Source organism: Caballeronia telluris (assembly GCF_001544495.1).
Taxonomy (GTDB): domain Bacteria; phylum Pseudomonadota; class Gammaproteobacteria; order Burkholderiales; family Burkholderiaceae; genus Caballeronia; species Caballeronia telluris.
In genome coordinates, this window is record NZ_FCNZ02000014.1 from 95,700 (window position 1) to 113,346 (window position 17,647).

General features: G+C 64.6%; 18 protein-coding genes. 9 read left to right on the top strand and 9 right to left on the bottom strand.

Annotation, left to right across the window (positions count from 1 at the left end; genetic code table 11):
- The 9 genes from fliJ (at position 1) to fliR (ending at position 6,503) form a co-directional block, all read left to right on the top strand.
- A complete protein-coding gene (gene fliJ / locus AWB66_RS19040) occupies positions 1–450 on the top strand; it encodes a flagellar export protein FliJ (protein ID WP_087631733.1) in 450 nt (149 codons plus the stop codon).
- Between the two features lie 47 nt (positions 451–497).
- Positions 498–1,937, top strand: a complete 1,440-nt coding sequence (locus tag AWB66_RS19045; RefSeq protein WP_087631734.1) for a flagellar hook-length control protein FliK — start codon at positions 498–500, stop codon at positions 1,935–1,937.
- Between the two features lie 202 nt (positions 1,938–2,139).
- The gene (gene fliL, locus AWB66_RS19050) at positions 2,140–2,634 is read left to right on the top strand and encodes a flagellar basal body-associated protein FliL (protein ID WP_087631735.1); all 495 of its coding nucleotides are present in this window, start codon (positions 2,140–2,142) and stop codon (positions 2,632–2,634) included.
- 41 nt (positions 2,635–2,675) lie between these two features.
- Entirely contained in the window at positions 2,676–3,674 is a 999-nt protein-coding gene (fliM, locus tag AWB66_RS19055; RefSeq protein ID WP_087631736.1) for a flagellar motor switch protein FliM, read from the top strand.
- Between the two features lie 4 nt (positions 3,675–3,678).
- Positions 3,679–4,128 (top strand): flagellar motor switch protein FliN, encoded by a 450-nt coding sequence (gene fliN, locus AWB66_RS19060; protein ID WP_407642299.1) that lies wholly within the window; start codon positions 3,679–3,681, stop codon positions 4,126–4,128.
- The gene (gene fliO, locus AWB66_RS19065; RefSeq protein ID WP_087631737.1) at positions 4,125–4,640 is read left to right on the top strand and encodes a flagellar biosynthetic protein FliO; all 516 of its coding nucleotides are present in this window, start codon (positions 4,125–4,127) and stop codon (positions 4,638–4,640) included. Before fliN ends, fliO begins: the two co-directional genes overlap by 4 nt.
- Positions 4,641–5,408, top strand: a complete 768-nt coding sequence (gene fliP / locus AWB66_RS19070; RefSeq protein WP_125469749.1) for a flagellar type III secretion system pore protein FliP — start codon at positions 4,641–4,643, stop codon at positions 5,406–5,408.
- Positions 5,409–5,431: 23 nt separating this feature from the next.
- Positions 5,432–5,701, top strand: a complete 270-nt coding sequence (gene fliQ, locus AWB66_RS19075; protein WP_087631738.1) for a flagellar biosynthesis protein FliQ — start codon at positions 5,432–5,434, stop codon at positions 5,699–5,701.
- A gap of 10 nt (positions 5,702–5,711) precedes the next feature.
- On the top strand, positions 5,712–6,503 hold the full coding sequence (gene fliR / locus AWB66_RS19080; protein ID WP_087631739.1) for a flagellar biosynthetic protein FliR: 792 nt from the start codon (positions 5,712–5,714) through the stop codon (positions 6,501–6,503).
- 673 nt (positions 6,504–7,176) lie between these two features.
- Here fliR and flgL read toward each other — a convergent pair.
- From flgL to flgE, 9 genes are all read right to left on the bottom strand, one after another.
- Positions 7,177–8,409 (bottom strand): flagellar hook-associated protein FlgL, encoded by a 1,233-nt coding sequence (gene flgL, locus AWB66_RS19085; RefSeq protein WP_087631740.1) that lies wholly within the window; start codon positions 8,407–8,409, stop codon positions 7,177–7,179.
- Between the two features lie 11 nt (positions 8,410–8,420).
- Positions 8,421–10,358: a flagellar hook-associated protein FlgK gene (flgK, locus tag AWB66_RS19090; RefSeq protein WP_087631741.1), complete on the bottom strand. Its 1,938-nt coding sequence runs from the start codon at positions 10,356–10,358 to the stop codon at positions 8,421–8,423.
- A 421-nt stretch (positions 10,359–10,779) separates the two neighbouring features.
- Positions 10,780–11,532 (bottom strand): flagellar brake protein, encoded by a 753-nt coding sequence (locus tag AWB66_RS19095; RefSeq protein WP_087631742.1) that lies wholly within the window; start codon positions 11,530–11,532, stop codon positions 10,780–10,782.
- A gap of 331 nt (positions 11,533–11,863) precedes the next feature.
- A complete protein-coding gene (gene flgJ / locus AWB66_RS19100; RefSeq protein WP_087631743.1) occupies positions 11,864–12,880 on the bottom strand; it encodes a flagellar assembly peptidoglycan hydrolase FlgJ in 1,017 nt (338 codons plus the stop codon).
- 12 nt (positions 12,881–12,892) lie between these two features.
- Positions 12,893–14,020 carry a flagellar basal body P-ring protein FlgI gene (locus AWB66_RS19105; RefSeq protein WP_087631744.1) on the bottom strand — a complete coding sequence of 376 codons (1,128 nt, stop codon included), beginning with the start codon at positions 14,018–14,020 and terminating at the stop codon, positions 12,893–12,895.
- Between the two features lie 2 nt (positions 14,021–14,022).
- Positions 14,023–14,730: a flagellar basal body L-ring protein FlgH gene (locus AWB66_RS19110; protein ID WP_087631745.1), complete on the bottom strand. Its 708-nt coding sequence runs from the start codon at positions 14,728–14,730 to the stop codon at positions 14,023–14,025.
- A 44-nt stretch (positions 14,731–14,774) separates the two neighbouring features.
- Complete coding sequence (gene flgG, locus AWB66_RS19115; protein WP_087631746.1) at positions 14,775–15,563, bottom strand: flagellar basal-body rod protein FlgG; 789 nt, start codon at positions 15,561–15,563, stop codon at positions 14,775–14,777.
- 31 nt (positions 15,564–15,594) lie between these two features.
- The gene (gene flgF, locus AWB66_RS19120; protein ID WP_087631747.1) at positions 15,595–16,350 is read right to left on the bottom strand and encodes a flagellar basal-body rod protein FlgF; all 756 of its coding nucleotides are present in this window, start codon (positions 16,348–16,350) and stop codon (positions 15,595–15,597) included.
- 43 nt (positions 16,351–16,393) lie between these two features.
- Entirely contained in the window at positions 16,394–17,608 is a 1,215-nt protein-coding gene (gene flgE / locus AWB66_RS19125; protein WP_087631748.1) for a flagellar hook protein FlgE, read from the bottom strand.
- Positions 17,609–17,647 lie beyond the last annotated feature (39 nt).

The window sequence follows — 17,647 nt, forward strand, 5'->3', positions numbered from 1 at the left end:
ATGTCCAAACATTTGCCGATCAAGACGCTGATCAACCTCGCGGAAGAAGAACTCGATGCCGCCACCAAGAAACTCGGCAAGCTCCAGCAGGAGAGGAACGAGATCGAGGCACAGCTGAATTCGCTCATCGCCTATCGCGACGAATATCACGCGCGCTTCACGGCGTCGGCACAGCAAGGGACCACGGCGCAGACGCTGCGCAACTTCCAGGCTTTCGTCGATACGCTCGACGCCGCGATCGGCCAGCAGCGCGCGCTCCTCGCGGCGGGCGAGCAGCGGCTGGAGGCCGCGAAGCCCGAGTGGCGCATGAAGAAGCAGAAGCTCGGCTCCTACGAAGTGCTCGCGGCGCGCGGCGAAGCGCTGCTGCAGAAAAAAGCGGCGCGCGTCGAACAGCGCGACGCCGACGAACACGCCGCGAAGATCCTGCGCATGCGGGCCGAAAAGGCCTGACGCGCGGAACGCGGCTGGACCATCAAACAGAATTCGAGAGGAAAAACATGTCGTCCGTATCGTTTGGCAGCGCGCCGGTTGGCGCGGCGTCGCCGGTGTCGAAGAGCCACGCGGCGGCGTCACGCGACAACAGCGCGTCCGCGTCCTTCGGCCTGACGCTGCAAAGCATGACCGACAAGGCGAACGCGCAGGCGCAGGCGGCGCGCGACGCGGCGTCGTCGGCGATGTCTTCGGCGCCTCGCAGCAGCGTGCACGACGCGCCCAAGCCCGACGACGAACCCGCCGCCGCGTCCGATTCGACGAGCGACGCCGACGAGGCGCAGGCCGCCAGCGAGAGCGATCAGGCCGGCAAGAGCGCGGGCGCTCAAAAGAGCGACAAGCCATCGTCCGCCGACACCGCCAACGCGAAGGACGACGTCGCGCCCGCCGCCGGCGATGCGCAGGCGAAGGCCGCCGCGCAGGCCGCGACCACGGCCGCGGCGGCGAAAAACCGCGCGGACGCCGCAGCCGATGCGAACGCGGCGCTGTCCCAGCTGGCGAACGCGGCGGATGAGACAACGGCCGCGACGGCAGCACCGACGGATGCGACCGCCACCGGCGACACAAAAACGACGTCCGCGACGCGCAAATCCGCCGTCGACGCGAAATCTCCGCAGGACGCGTTGCAGGCGGCGCTCGCGGCGCTGAACAACGCGCCGGCTGCGGCACCGGCGAACGCAGCGGTTTCGTCGGTTTCCGCGAATTCCGCCGAAGGCGCCGGCACGGGCCTCGGCCGCGCGAACCGCGCGACCGACGCGGGCAATACGCTGCTCGGGGAAGGCAAGGGAGCGGCCTTATCGGCCAACGCGTCGGCCAACGCAGCGGCGCTCGCGACTACGCAGGCGGCCGCGCTCGCAGTGCCCGACGACGCCACGGCGGCCTACAAGCAGACCGCGGACGCAGCCGCGCACGCGAGCGCGCTCGCGGCGGCATCGGCGACGGCCAATACGGGCGCGTCGGGCGTGCAGGGAACGCTGGCAGCGGCGACGAGCGCGGCGATCGCGCCGCACGTCGGCGGTTCTGGCTGGGACGACGCCTTCAGCCAGAAGGTCGTGTTCCTGTCGAACGCGCACCAGCAGAGCGCGGAACTGACGCTGAATCCCAAGGATCTGGGACCGTTGCAGGTGACGCTGCAAGTCGCCGACAACCATGCGCACGCGCTCTTCGTGTCGCAGCACGCGCAGGTGCGCGAGGCGGTCGAAGCGGCGTTGCCGAAGTTGCGCGAGGCGATGGAAGCGAACGGCATCAGCCTCGGCAGCGCGAGCGTCAACGACGGTTTCGCGCGTCAGTCGGGTCATTCGGACCAGCAGGCGAACCAGGGTTCGGGGCGCGGCGGCCGGGATGGCAGCGGCATCGGGGCGCTCGGAAGCGCGGGCGAAGGCGGATCGACGGTGACGGCGAGCATGCCGCTGCGGCGCACCGTGGGACTCGTGGACACGTTCGCCTGATCCTCGCGGCGCCCGCCGGCCGCGACCCCTTTTGCGAATGACGACGGGCGCCGAGGCGCCCTTTGTCGTTTGGGCCGCCAGCGCCGCCCGCGCGCTGGCAAACCCTAAACGCGCGAGTTAGCCCCAAATCCCCCTTCTGTTCGACCCATCGCCGCACGCCTCTTTCGCGAACAATGCAGGCTACAGAAAGAGGTACGCACTCATGGCAACCACCACCGCAAACCAGCAACCCATCGTTCCCGCGAAGAGCGGCAAGCTCAAGCGCATTCTCGTCATCGCGGTCGGCGCGGTCGTACTGGTCGGCGCAGGCGCCGGCGGCGCGTATTTCGCGATCAACAAGTTCGGCTCGCACGGACCCGCGAAACCCGCGCCGGTGCCGCCGCCCGTGTTCTTCCCGCTCGAATCGCTGACCGTCAACCTGCAGTCCGACGACGGCGCGATGCACTACCTGCGCACGGGCCTCACGCTCAAGCTGCGCGACGAGAAAACCCAGGCCGCGCTCACCGAGCGCATGCCCGAAATCCGCAGCCGCGTGCTCCTGCTGCTCTCGGGCAAGGGCCCCGACGACCTCGCGACCGTCGAAGGCAAGCGCACGCTCGCGGGCGAACTGCGCACCGCGATCGAAATGACGGCGGGCACGGCGCAGCAGCCGGTGCGCGTCGACGACGTGCTGTTCACCGAATTCGTCGTCCAGTAAGCCGACGGCACCCCCGAACAGCACAGCGCAAAGGAATATCGATGGGCCACGAAGAGTTCATGTCGCAGGAGGAGGTCGATGCCCTCCTCAAGGGCGTCACCGGCGAAGTCGACCAGGTTTCCGACGAAACCAAGCCGACCGGCGTGCGCCCGTACAACATCGCGACGCAGGAACGCATCGTCCGCGGCCGGATGCCCGGCCTCGAAATCATCAACGACCGCTTCGCGCGACTCATGCGCGTCGGCATTTTCAACTTCATGCGGCGTTCGGCGGAAATCTCCGTCGGGCCGGTGAAGGTGCAGAAGTACAGCGAATTCACCCGCAACCTGCCGATCCCGACCAACCTGAACCTGGTCCATGTGAAGCCGTTGCGCGGCACGTCGCTCTTCGTCTTCGACCCGAACCTCGTGTTCTTCGTCGTCGACAACCTGTTCGGCGGCGACGGACGGTTTCATACGCGCGTCGAAGGCCGCGAGTTCACGCAGACCGAGCAGCGCATCATCAGCAAGCTCTTGAGCCTCGTGTTCGAGCACTACTCCGCGTCGTGGAAGAGCGTGCGTCCGTTGCAGTTCGAACACGTGCGCTCGGAAATGCACACGCAGTTCGCGAACGTCGCGACGCCCAACGAGATCGTGATCGTCACGCAGTTCTCGATCGAGTTCGGCACGACGGGCGGCACGCTGCACATCTGCATGCCGTACTCGATGATCGAGCCGATCCGCGACGTGCTCTCCTCGCCGATCCAGGGCGAAGCGCTCGAAGTGGACCGCCGCTGGGTGCGCGTGCTGTCGCAGCAGGTGCAGACGGCCGAAGTCGAAGTGACCGTCGATCTCGCGGAGATCCGCTCCTCGTTCGAGCAGCTTCTGAACATGCGGGTCGGCGACGTGCTGCCGATCAACGTGCCCGAAACCGTGGTCGCGAAGGTGGACGGCGTGCCGGTGATGGAATGCGGTTACGGAATTTTCAATGGTCAATATGCGTTGCGCGTGCAGAAGATGGTCAGCGCAACGGACACGCTGAAGGAAGGTGGATATGAGTGACTTGATGGAAGAAGGCACGTTGCCCGGCGCGGCCGGTCTCGGCAACACGCTGAACACGCTGAAAACCGAGGACGAAATGGCGATGGACGACTGGGCAAGCGCGCTTGCCGAACAGAATGGCAACGAGACGCCGGCGGCATCGACGGCCGGCGTGTTTCAGCCGCTCTCGAAGGCCGCTACGCTTTCGACGCCCAACGATATCGACATGATCCTCGACATCCCCGTGCAGATGACGGTGGAACTCGGGCGCACGAAGATCGCGATCCGCAACCTGCTGCAACTGGCGCAGGGTTCGGTCGTGGAGCTGGACGGCATGGCCGGCGAGCCGATGGACGTGCTCGTGAACGGTTGCCTCATCGCGCAGGGCGAAGTGGTTGTGGTGAACGACAAGTTCGGCATTCGCCTGACCGACATCATCACGCCGTCCGAACGCATCCGGAAGCTGAATCGATGAAACGCCTCGCCGTCGCGCTCGCCGCTGCCGCGCCGCTCCTCGCACGTGCCGCCGACATGAACGCCGTCAACCACGCCGCGCAGATCGCATCGAACGTCGGCGCGGGGACGGCCGTGCCGTCGCTCGGTTTCGGCGCGGTGCTGCAGACCCTCTTCGGTCTCGTCATCGTCATCGGCTTCGTGTTCGGCTGCGCATGGCTCGCCCGCAAGTTCGGCTATCAGGGCGGCAAGCGCAGCGGGCTCGTGAAGGTCGTGGGCGGCGCGTCGCTCGGTAGCAAGGAGCGCGTCGCGGTCGTCGAGATCGGCGATACGTGGCTCGTCGTCGGCGCGGGTCCGGGCAACGTGCGGCTTCTGCACACGATGCCCGCGGGATCGGCCGAGGCAGCTGCAACCGGTGTTGAAACGCCGGCGCCCACGCAAACGTTGCAAGGCACGTTCGGTCAACGGTTTCGCGACGCCCTCGCGGGCGAAGCCACAAAACGTCTGCAAAAATTCGCGGGCGGGAGCAAGTAAATGCAGGTCAGTCGTTTTATCGTGCGTGGTGTGAAGCTGGCGTTGCCGGTCGTGATCGCCGCCCTTCCCTACGCGGCGTTCGCACAAAGCACGGCGGGCTTGCCCGCCTTCAACACGAGCCCGGGTCCGAACGGCGGCACGACGTATTCGCTCAGCGTCCAGACGATGCTGCTGCTCACGATGCTGTCGTTCCTGCCCGCGATGGTGCTGATGATGACGAGCTTCACGCGCATCATCATCGTGCTCTCGCTGTTGCGGCAGGCGCTCGGCACGTCGAGCACGCCGCCGAACCAGGTGCTGGTCGGCCTTGCGCTTTTCCTCTCGATTTTCGTGATGTCGCCGGTGCTCGACCGCGCGTATAACGACGCGTACAAGCCCTTCTCCGAAGGCACGATCACGATGGATCAGGCGATGCAGCGCGGCGTCGGACCGTTCAAGCAGTTCATGCTGCGCCAGACGCGCGAAACCGATCTCGCGCTCTTCGCGAAGATTTCCAAGGCGCCGCCGATGAACGGTCCCGAAGACGTGCCGCTGTCGCTCCTGGTGCCCTCGTTCGTCACGAGCGAGCTGAAGACGGGCTTCCAGATAGGCTTCACGATCTTCATTCCGTTTCTCATCATCGACATGGTGGTGGCGAGCGTGCTGATGTCGATGGGCATGATGATGGTGTCGCCCGCGACGATCGCGCTGCCGTTCAAGCTGATGCTGTTCGTGCTCGTCGATGGCTGGCAGTTGCTGATCGGCTCGCTGGCACAGAGTTTCGTTTAAGTTTCAATCAAGGAAGAAGGACGATGACACCCGAATCCGTCATGTCGATGGCGCATCAGGCGATGTATGTTGCGCTACTGCTCGCCTCGCCGCTTCTGCTGGTCGCGCTGGTCGTCGGTCTGGTGGTGAGCCTCTTTCAGGCGGCCACGCAGATCAACGAATCGACGCTCTCGTTCATTCCGAAGCTGATCGCGGTGGCGGTGACGCTCGTGATCGCCGGGCCCTGGATGCTCACGACGCTGCTCGACTACATGCGCCACGTCTTCACGATCACGCCCGCGATCACCGGCTGATCCTGCTCCGATGTTCTCCGTCACTTACGCGCAGCTCAACGTCTGGCTCACGTCTTTCCTGTGGCCGTTCGTGCGCATCCTCGCACTGATCGCGACGGCGCCCGTTCTGAGCCATCTCGCGACGCCGATGCGCGTGAAGATCGGCCTCGCCGGCTTCATTGCGCTGATCGTCGCGCCGACGCTCGAAGCGATGCCGCAAGTCACCGTCTTCTCGGCGGATGGCGTGTGGATCATCATCAACCAGTTCCTGATCGGCGCGGCGCTCGGCATGACGATGCAGATTGCGTTCGCCGCGATCGATGCGGCGGGCGAGTTCATCGGGCAGCAGATGGGGCTCGGCTTCGCATCGCTCTACGACCCCCGCGCGGGCGGCAATGCGGTGGTGATCTCGCGCTATCTGAACACGATCGCGACGCTTGCCTTTCTCGTGTTCGACGGCCATTTGCAGATGATGAGTGCGCTCGTCAATTCGTTCCAGAGCGTGCCGATCGGCGCGAATGTGCTTGGCGCGGTCGTGCATGCGCAGGGCTGGCGGACGCTGGCATCGTATGGATCGAGCGTGTTTTCGACGGGGTTGCTGCTTTCGTTGCCCGTGGTCGCCGCGCTGCTGATCTCCAATCTCGCGCTCGGTATTCTCAATCGCGCGGCGCCGCAGATCGGTATCTTCCAGGTGGGGTTTCCGGTGACGATGCTCGTCGGGTTGCTGCTCATCCAGCTCATGATTCCCAATCTGATTCCGTTCTTTCAGCGGGTTTTTGAAAGCGGGATTTCGCAGATGGGGCGCGTTGCGGGGGGGATGTGAGGGTTGGGGGCGACGGCCTCAGCTTCTGGGGAACTTGGTTTCTTAGTGGTCTGTTCGCTCTGCGCCTGTGCGGGGCGGGACTAACTTTCTTTGCAGCAGCAAAGAAAGCAGCTTTTCTGGCAGCAGTCCCAGAGCGTCAACGCACTCGCAGAACTGACTGGCGCAGCGCCTAAGTGTCACCCTCAAACATCCACGCAGCTAGGTGCGCGGACACACTGCCATCTCCTGCACTTACACGGAGTGGTATGCACTCCGTTCAGCTCCGTCCGCGCTTCGCTCGAACGAGGGGCACAACAAAAACCACCGGTTTTTAACCTCAACCGTGAAGCTCAACCGCGAGACTGATGTACCCGTCGTCCAGCGAAGCGAAAACGGATGAATGACTGCTGTGCCAATCCATTCACTGTGCGACGACACAGTGGTTAATCGCCCAGGCCCCACTTGTTCTTTGAGGGCGACGCTTAGGCGGTATGTCCACTCAGTACTTCAAGAGCGTTGCCGGCTTTTAAACTGCTGTCTGAAAAAGCTGCTTTCTTTGCGCTAGCCAAAGAAAGTAAGTCCCGCCCCGGACAGGGGCAGTGCTAATAGACCAACGCGAATCCAAGTTCCACGAGAACGCCGGCGCATCAAACGGGTGCTCACCGACCCACCCCCTCAGCGCCAGCAACAACCCTCACCCGCTGATGTAATCAAACAACGACATCTTCTGAATCTGCGAGAACGCCATCTGCGCGCCTTGCAGCGCGTTCTGCGTCAACTCGTACTGACTGATCGCCGAAACCAGATTGATGCTCGTCAGATCCGCGAGATTGCTCGCCGTCTGCGTCGCCGTGGTCTGCATCGAGGTCTGCGTCGCCGTCACTTCCTGCTCGCGACCGCCCACCGTCGCCTGCACGGAGAGCACGTTGTTGAACGAGTTGTCGATCTTGGTGCTCGCCGTCGTCAACGCGTTGGAAAGCGAGGCCTTCTGCGCTTCCGTACCGGTCGGCTGCTTCAGCGCGTTCACGAGATTGTCGAGCGTCGCGAAGATGTCCGTGCCCGACGACGCAGCCGGCCCCACGCTGAACGTGTCGCCGTCCGAGGGCGTGCCGTCGAGCGTCACCTTCTCGCCGCCGAGCGTGATGTCGGTCTTGCCCGTGTAGGCCACCGGCGTGACAGGCGACCCGTCCGGCGACGGCGATACCGTATACGTCGAGCTGCCGTCCGACGACGAAACGGCGAACGCAATCGTGTAGCTCTTCGCGTTGGCCGCGTTCGACGTATCCGTCACGCTGACGCTGCTGATCGTGCCCGAGCCCTTGTTCGCGCTTCCCGCAGCCGAGACAGGCTTGCTTTCCGTCGGCGACACGCTCTGGAAAACCGACGCACCCGTATCCCCGACGTTGATCGTGCGGCCGTCGTTCACCTGCACCTGACGCTGTCCGAGGTCGCCCGCATAGGTCGCGCCGACCCCCGACGCGTTGTCCGTGAACGCCGCCAAGCCGCTCTTGAAGCCGGCAAAGATGGAGTTGCCGTTGCTGTCGGTGGTGTTCGCGAGGTTCATCAGCTGATCGCGATAACCTTTGATCTGGTCGGCGATCGACGAGCGGTTCGCGTCGTTGAGCGAAGCGTCGCCGGCGCGCACGATCTGCGTCTGGATGCTTTGCAGCACGCCGCTCACGCTGGACAGCGTCGAGTCCTCCTGCTGCAGCGACGAGAGCGCCGTGCTCTGGTTCGTCGCGTACTGCGACAGCGCCGCGGTCTTGATGGTCAGCTGCACCGCCTGCGCCGCGCCGAGCGGATCGTCGGACGAGGTCTGCAGCCGGTTGCCGGATGAAATCTGCGCGTACATCGACGCGAGCGAACTCTGCTGATCGCTCATCGTCTGGACGTTCATCGTGAAATACTGGGAGCTGGAAATGCGCATCGCTATGTGCCTCAGTTGAAGATGCCGAGCAGCGTCTGGAACAGCGACGACGCTGTCTGGATCACCTTGCTGTTCGCCTGATAGAGCTGCTGGTACTGCATCAGATTCGCCGCTTCCTCGTTCAGGTTCACGCCGGAAACCGCCTGCTGCGCCGACGTCGCCTGGTTGAGCAGCGCGGTCTGCGCCGTGCTCGCGCTCTTCAGCTGGTTCGTGTCGTTGCCGATCTGGTTCACGTAGTTCGCGTAGGAACTCGTGAGCGTGTCGGTGCCGCCGTTCATGCTCTTCGCCGTGATGAGATTCGACATCGCGAGCGCGTTGCTGCCGTCGCTCGTGCCGCCCGCGTTGGGCGTGACGTTGAACGCGTCCTTGTCGGCGGGCTTGCCGGTGAGGGTCGCCGAGACGCCGTTCGACGTGACCGTCAGCCCCTTCGACGAATCGTAGGGAATCGTCTGGCCCGCCGTGACGACGGTGGAGTCGGGCAGCGTGACATCGACGTTCGACGTGAATCCGCCCGCTGCCGAGTCATACGTGAGCTTGATCGCGCTCGCGGTGTAGCCCGCGACCACCTTCGCCGACGAAATCGATGCCGTCCCCGCGTTGCCCGTCGCCGCCGACGTGAGCACGGGCGACGCCGCCGCCACCGCCGAAGGGCTGCTGTTCGAGAGCGCGAAGTTGTCGAGCGCTGCGCGCGTCGGCAGGATCGTGAACGAGTCGCCCGCGTTCATCGCGCCCGTCACCGAGATCTTGAGTCCGTTGATCGTGCCGCTCGTCGCCGGCGAGCTGAAGCTGCCGACAGCCGTGCCGGTCGCGCGGTCCGCGAGCGTGTACTTCGAGCCGTCGAACGAGAGCGTGTAGTCGCCGGTCGTGGGCTGGGTGCCGTCGGCGAATGAAGCGCCGACGTCCGCCGTGCCGGTGTTGCGCGCGTTCGCGTAGATGGTCGGGCTGCCAGCCGTGAAGAGCGCACCGCCCTTGTTCCCGGTCAGATCGACGCCGAGTTCGTTCTGCTGGTTCAACTGCGCGGCGAAGCTCGTCGCGATCGCGCCGAGTTGCGCCTGCGCCGGGTCGAGCGTCTGGCTGCGGAAATCGAGCAGCCCGCCGACGACACCGCCCGACAACGCCGACTCAGAAACATATTGCGTCTGGGCGAGCGTCTGGGCGGAGCCGTCGCTGCTCTTGAACGCGATCGCCAGTTCGCTCGGATCGGACGCCGACGTCACCGCCTGCAAGCCATACTGCTTGCCGCCGACGACGAGCGGCTGCCCGTTGCCGATATACACGTTGTAGTTGCCGTCGGTCTGCACGACCTGCACGCCGACCATCGAACTAAGGTTCTGCACGGCGAGGTCGCGCTGATCGAGCAGCTGGTTGGGCGGCTGGCCCTGCGCGCTCGCGATGTTGATCTGCTTGTTCAGATCGGCGATCTGCTGCGTGTAGCCGTTGATCTGCGTGACTGCGCTCGTCAATTGCGTGTTGACGCTCTGGCGCAACTGGTTGTATTGCGTGCCGGCCGTGGTGATCTGGTCCGCGAGCGTTTGCGCCGAGCTCACGAGCACCTGACGCGCCGACGTGCTGCTCGGCGAGCTCGCCACCGACTGCATGCCGGTGAAGTAGCTGCTGATGCCCGCCGAAATCCCCTTCGTCGGATCGCCGACGAGGTTGTTCAGCTGCGAGATCAGCGAGTAGTAGGTGCTGGCGGCGCTGCTCGTCGACGTGGTGTTGTTGAGTTGCGTCGTCAGGTACTGGCTGTACGAGCGCGTGACGGTGGCCGTCTGCACGCCGTTGCCGAGAAAGCCCGAGCCGGTGTACTGGCCGGACGCTTCCTGGTACGACACCTTTTCGAGCGAGTAGCCGGGCGTCGCAGCGTTGCTGATGTTCTGTCCCGTCGTCGTCAGCCCCCACTGGGCTGCGTTGAGACCGCTGACGCCGATGTTGAAAATGTTGTTGGACATGCGTGAATCCTGGTGAGGCGGCGTCACTCGGCCGCCGCTTGACGAGAACTGCTCTATATATCGGCCGGATACGCACAAAGTTGAGCGCGAACGGGCGAAGCCTCGCTCCGGTCCTGGACATTCGCGCAAGGCGCTCGCTGATTCAGAACGCAAGACGCGATAGAGCCATTATCTGCACCGCGGCAGGCAAGCAATTCGGGAAGAAAAGGGGAAATGTGAGGCTAATTCGCGCGAATGACGGCGGTCGGGCGCCTTTTGGCGAGATGGCGCCCGGCGGCTGACGCGTGCAGCGATTATTTCGGATGCCGAATCAAGACCGCAAAAACCTGTTAAAAAGCCGGGCAAGCCCGTGGGGCGCCCGGCTTGGAATTCGTCGTCGAGTTCGGGCGTGCGAAACGGCGCCGCAAGCCCGACGCGTCGTTCACTTCGCGAGCGACCGCCGCTTCATTTCGAGCTGCGTGATCAGCCGCTGCAACGTGTTCTCCGACGACCCCGGCAGCGAACCGAACTTGAACCCGAGCGTAAAGCGTCGATCGCCCTTCGCCGTCGTCGATTCACGATGCGACACGAGCTTGAGATCGAGCGTCACTTTGCCGGGCGTGCTGAAATGCAGATCGACGTCGTGCAGCGTGACGCCCATTTCCAGGTCCGCGACGCGCTCGTCCATCGTGCGCAGCGCGACGCCGCCGAGCGACAGATCGTGCACCTCGAAGCGAAAACGCTCGCCGCTCGGCAACTCGCCGCTGCAGATGTACGGATCGAGCACCGGCGCCTCGACGCGGAAATATTCGCGACGCTGCATGTAGTACAGCACCGGGGGGAAATCGGCTTCGAAGGCGGGCTGGCCTTCGAACAAGGTCTGGCGCGGCGTGCCCGTCGAGAACTCGACGCGAACGCCGTCCGGCGCCGCGTGGAAAACGAGCTTCGGTGCCGCGAGCACGACGTGATTCTGGTCGGCCACGCCGCCCCAGTCGAAGGTGAACGTATGCGACGTCACGTCGACATCCAGAAGGCGCGTGACGATCTGGCCGCCGACATATTCGGCCGTCAGGAAATCCCCGCGATTGACCAGATTGCGCAGCGAGACGCCGATTTCGAGCGGCGTGCGCCGGCCGAAATCGACGGTATCTTCCTGGTCAGCAACGTTGTAATCGTGCGTCTGATTGTTGTTCATGGTGCGAGCCGTGTTCGTTTTGCTCACGCGTGGCCGCGTTTGCAGGCACCGCGCGTCGGGCCGGATCGCGTCGATCCGGTACCTCGGTATTCAGGTTTAGCGGCAGTTCCGTAGAAAAATTAAGGGCCTGCTGCGAAAAATTTCCTCGTTTCGACGCCGATCCGATGTGCAACGTTTGCGCGCCCCTATTCTGCCCGACGCGCCGCGCCGATACGGCACGCCCGGCCCGCGTGCCGATAAAGCCCTTTATGCCGGTCAGCGTATGAATGCGTCCGTGCCGAAACGCGCATGGTGCAGCGCCAATAAGCAAGCGTCACGCCAGTCATCCCGGTCAAACGATCTGCCGCATGATCGAAATGAGCTTCTTCGCGTACTGCGGATCGGTGGCGTAGCCGGCTTTCTGCATGCCGTGCGCGAAGCCGGCGGCGTCGCGAGACGCTTCGACGACCGGCGCATAGCGCGGATTGTTCTTCAGCACGCTCGCGTAGTCGGTCAGCGCGTGCTCGTAGGAATCGTACGCGCGGAAGCGCTCGACCACTTTCTTCGGCTGGCCGTTCACATATTCGGTCGTCACGGCGTTCACGGTCTTGCCGGTCCAGTCCTTCGTCGCCTTGATGCCGAAGATGTTGTGGCTCGACGAGCCGTCCGAATTCTTGATCTCGCGTTTGCCCCAGCCCGATTCCAGCGCCGCCTGGCCGATGATGAAGCGCGCCGGAATGCCCGTCGCTGCGCTCGCGGCCTGCGCCGGCACGGCGAGGCGGTCGACGAACGTATTGACCTTGTCGGAACCGTTGCCGCGCGCGGGCGGTTCGAGCGCGCTGTTCGCCGTATAGCCCGCGCCCGATTGCAGCGAGTTGTTCTTCGACGCCGCCGCGCTCGCGTAGGCCTTCGCCATCGCGTTCATGGCCGCGATGTTGCCTGCGTTCGCGTTGAGGTCGCCGCCCGCGCCGCCCGCCATGCCGGCGGCACCTGCATCGCCACCCGAGGTCCCGGCATTGCGCATCAACTGCTTGAGCATCATGTCCGCGACGCCGATTCCCTTCGACGACATCTGTTGCGACAACTGCTGGTCGAGCATCGACGTGAAGGACTTGCTTTCGTTCGAATCGAACGGGCTGTCCGACGGCGTCGCGTCGCGCATGCTCTTCAACATCATCTGCGTGAAGACGGCGTCGAACTGCTTGGCCGCCGCCTGCAGCCCCTGCTGCGGCGATGCATTCGCTTGCGCGCGCATGGCGTCGAAGCCTTGCACGTCGAGTGCAAAACGGTTCGACAGATTGCCGATGCCGCCGTTCGTGTCGGTGGATGCCAGGGCACTGCTGGCGATACCGCTCGCGTTCGAGTTCATGCGCTGTCGTCCTTAAATGATTTCGAGGTCGGCGCGCAGAGCGCCCGCCGCTTTCATCGATTGCAGAATCGAGATCAGGTCAGCCGGCGTCGCGCCGAGCGCGTTGAGCGCCTTCACGACATCCGCGAGATTCGCGCCCGCCGACAACAACTTGAGCGCGCCGCTGTCCTGCTTCAACTGGATCTGCGACTGCTTCGCCGCCACGGTCTGGCCGTTCGAGAACGCGCCCGGCTGGCTCACCGCCGTCTGCGTATTGATGACAACCGACAGGTTGCCGTGCGCCACCGCGCAGCTCTGCAGCGTCACCATCTGATTCATCACGATCGAACCGGTGCGCGCGTTCAGGATAACCTTCGCGGCGGCCTGCGACGGCTTCACGTCGATATTCTGCAACTGCGCCATGAACGACACCTGTTCGGACGCGTCGGCCGGGGCGCGCAACTGGATCGTGCGGCCGTCGAGCGCGAGCGCCGTGCCCATGCCGAACTGGTTGTTCACCGCGGCGACGATCTTCTGCGTCGTGTCGAAATCCATCTCGCGCAGCTCCATCTGCATCGTGCCGCCTGCCTGCGTGATGGCGTTCGGCACGGCGCGCTCGACGATCGCGCCGCCCGAAATGCGCCCGACCGCGAGCTGGTTCACCTGCACCTTGCTGCCGTTCGCGCTCGCGCCGGCGCCGCCGACGACGAGGTTGCCCTGCGCCATCGCGTAGACCTGGCCGTCGGCGCCCTTCAACGGCGCCATCAGGAGCGTGCCGCCGCGCAGGCTTTTCGCGTTGCCGAGCGACGAAACCGTCACGTCGATCGCTTCGCCGGGACGCGCGAACGGCGGCAGCGTCGCCGTCACCATCACGGCGGCGACGTTTTTCAACTGCATGTTCTGCGTGCTCGCCGAGTTCAGCGTGATGCCGAGGTTGCCGAGCATGTTGGTCAGGCTCTGCGTGGTGAAGGGCGTCTGCATCGTCTGGTCGCCGGTGCCGTCGAGGCCCACGATCAGGCCATAGCCGATCAGCGGGTTGTCGCGCACGCCCTGGAACGACACGAGGTCCTTCAGGCGTTCGGCATGCGCCGGTTCGGGCAATGCGGCGGCCACGGCGAGCGCGGCGAGTGGCACGGCGAGAAGTCGGGTGAGAATGTTCATGATCAGAACGGCGCCAGGTTGAGGAAGAAGCGCTGCAGCCAGCCCATGTTCTGCGCTTCGTCGATATAGCCCTTCGCCGAGTACTCGATCTTCGCGTCCGCGACCTGCGTCGAGAAGACCGTGTTGCTGCCGGAGATGGTCGTCGGGTTGACGACGCCGGAGAAGCGCACGAATTCGTTGCCCTGGTTGATGAGCATCTGCTTTTCGCCGCTCACCATCAGGTTGCCGTTCGGCAGGACGCCCGTGACCGTCACGGTCAGCGTGCCGCTGAACGTGTTGGCCGCGCTCGCGCCGCCCGTCGCGGTGAACTTGTTCGCGCCCGTCGCCGTCAGGTTGGTGTTGTTGAACAGGCCGCCGAAGATGCCCGGCGAGACCGGCACGCCGAAGCCGGCATTGCTCGCGCGGTTCGTGTTCGCCGCCGACGACTTTGTGGCGTTCACGTTTTCCGAGATCACGATGGTCAGGATGTCGCCGACATTGCGCGGACGCTGGTCTTCGAAGAGCGGCCGGCCGGCATAGCCCGCGTTGTAGATCGCGCCGGGGCTCTGCGTATTCGCGGGCGGCGCGGGCGGGCGGGCCGTCATCGGCTGCTGCACGATCGGCTCCTTCGGCACGAGGCCGCACGCGGCGAGCGCCGCGCCGAGCGCGAGCGCCGGGGCGAGACGCGCAGTACGGCGCGCAGCGCGGGCAAGGAAAAAAGTAAGCGACATCTTGATGGTCCGTCTGATCTTGCGAGGCTCGAAACCGGCGAGCCTTAAACCTGCATCTGGGAAAGCGTCTGCAGCATCTGGTCCGAGGTGGTCACGGCCTTGCTGTTGATCTCGTACGCGCGCTGGGTCTGGATCATGTTGACCAGTTCCTGCACGACGTTCACGTTCGACGCTTCCACGTAACCCTGCTGCAACGAGCCGGCGCCGTTCAGGCCCGGTTGCGTCACGTTCGGCGCGCCCGACGAGCCCGTCTCGGAGAACAGGTTTTCGCCGCGCGCATTGAGGCCGGCCGGGTTGATGAAGGTCGCGACCTGGATCGCGCCGACCTGCACGCTCGCCGTGCTGCCCTGCTGCGTGATCGAGACGGTGCCGTCGGAGCCGATCGTGACCGACGTCGCGTTCTGCGGGATCGTGATCGCCGGGCTGACCTGATAGCCGCTCGACGTCACGAGCTGGCCCTGCGAGTTGGTCTGGAACGAGCCGTCGCGCGTGTAGGAGGTCGTGCCGTCGGGCATCGTCACCTGGAAGAAGCCCTGGCCGTTGATCGCGACGTCTTTCGAGTTGCCGGTCTGCTGAAGGTTGCCCTGCGTGTAGAGACGCTCGGTCGCGACCTGCTGCACGCCGGTGCCGAGCTGGCTGCCGGACGCGAGTTCGGTCTGCTGCGTCGAGTTCGCGCCCGGCTGGCGGACGGTCTGGTACAGCAGGTCTTCGAACACCGCGCGCGAGCCCTTGAAGCCGTTGGTGCTCACGTTGGCGAGGTTGTTCGAAATCACGTCCATCTGCGACTGCTGCGCGTTCATGCCAGTCGCGGCGATATAAAGAGAGCGGTTCATGTTGCGTTATGTCCTGTGTGCGCTGCGTCTGTCAGTTGCTGAAGTTGAGCAGCTTGTTGGCCGACTGCTCGTTCTGGTCCGCCGATTCCATCAGCTTCGTCTGCATCTGGAACTGCCGCGCGTTGGTGATCATCGAGACCATCGCGGCGACCGGGTTCACGTTGCTGCCTTCGAGCGATGCCGGCGCCACCACGACGCTCGGATCGGCGTCGGCCGGGTCGCCGCCGGCGGTGCGAAAGAGGCCGTCGTCGCTGCGCGAGAGCGTCGACGAATCCGGGTTCACGAGCTTCAGCTGATCGACGATCGCAATCGCGGTCGGCGGGTCGCCCGGCATCAGCGTGGAGACGGTGCCGTCCTTGCCGATCGTCACCTGCGCCCCCGGCGGAATCGAGAGCGGACCGCCGTTGCCGAGCACCGGCAGGTTGTTCGCCGTGACGAGCTGGCCGTTCTGGTCGACGTGCAGGTTGCCGGCGCGCGTGTACGCCTCGCTGCCGTCGGCGGCCTGCACGGAGAGCCAGCCCGGACCCTGGACCGCGACGTCGAGCGGATTGCCGGTCTGCTGGATCGGGCCCGGCGTGTAGTCCGCCGTGGGCGTCGACGACAGCACGAAGCTGCGCGTCGTGCCATCCGCCGACTCGTTCTCGAACGTCATCGGCACCGAGCGGAACGCGGCGAGTTGCGCGCGGAAGCCCGTCGTCGATGCGTTCGCGAGGTTGTTGGCGACCACGCTCTGCTGTTCGAGCGCCTGTGCGGCGCCCGTCATCGCGGTGTAGATCAGACGGTCCATGTGTGACTCTCTCTCGTGTCAGCCGTGAAGCTTGTTGCTTGCGTTACAGGTTGATCAGCGTCTGGTCGACGGTCTGCTGCGTCTTGATCGTCTGCGCGTTCGCCTGATAGTTGCGCTGCGCCGTGATCAGGTTCACGAGTTCGCTCGTCAGGTCGACGTTCGAATTCTCGACCGCGCCGCCCTGCAGCATGCCGTGGTTGGTCGAGCCGGGCACCGAAACCTGCGGCGCGCCCGAAGCGGACGTCTGCGCGAACACGTTGCCGCCGAGGTTCTGCAGGCCGTTCTGGTTGTTGAAGTTGGCGATCGCGATCTGGCCGAGCGCCTGCGTCTTGCCGTTCGAATAATTGCCGGTGAGCGTGCCGTCGGTGCCCACCGAGAAGCCCGTCAGTTCGCCCGACGTGTAGCCGTCCTGGATCACGTTGTTCACGCCGCTCTTCGCGCCGTACTGCGTCGTGCCCGTGAAGTCCATCGTCATCGTCTGGTTGGTCGCGCCGCCGTCCGCGCCGTTCGGAATCGAGAACGAAACCTTGCCGCCCGATTGCAGGTTGCCCGAGTTGTCGAAGGCGAGCGTGCTGATCTTGGTGGCGTTCGCGACCGGATCGCCCGAACCCGTGTACGCGTCCCAGGAGCCGGTCGAGTTCTTCACGAAGTAGACCGAGACCTTCTGCGTGCCGCCGAGCGAGTCGTACACATCCACCGAGGTGGACGTGTTGTAGCTGTTCGCGTCGTTGGCGTCGAACGGCGTCGTGGTCGGCGTCGCGTCCTGCGAGTTCAGGTTGAACTGCGTCTGGACCTTGGTGGTCGCCGAGGGCGCGATGTTCGAGGTCGGCACGCTCAGCGGCACGGTGCTCGCGCTGTTGACGACGCCCTTCGAATCCGCCGCGTAGCCCATCAGTTGCAGGCCGGCGCTGTTGACGATCTTGCCGGTGTTGTCGAGGTGGAACACGCCGTTGCGCGAATACACGGTCGAACCGTTGCTCGACAACTGATAGAAGCCGTTGCCGTTGATCGCGACGTCGAGCGCCTGGTTGGTGGTGCTGATCGTGCCTTGCGAGAACTGCTGCTGCACTTCGGAAAGGCGCGAACCGATGCCGATCTGGTTGTTGACGGCCGTCGCCATCGAACTGGCGTACATGTCGGCGAACTGCGCCGAACCCTGCTTGAAGCCGACGGTGTTCGCGTTCGCGATGTTGTTGCCGATGACGTCGAGGTCGCTCGATGCGCCCGACAATCCACTCAATGCCTGTTGGTAACCCATGACGGTCTCCGCTCGGAAATTTCGAAAATTCGGTTGATG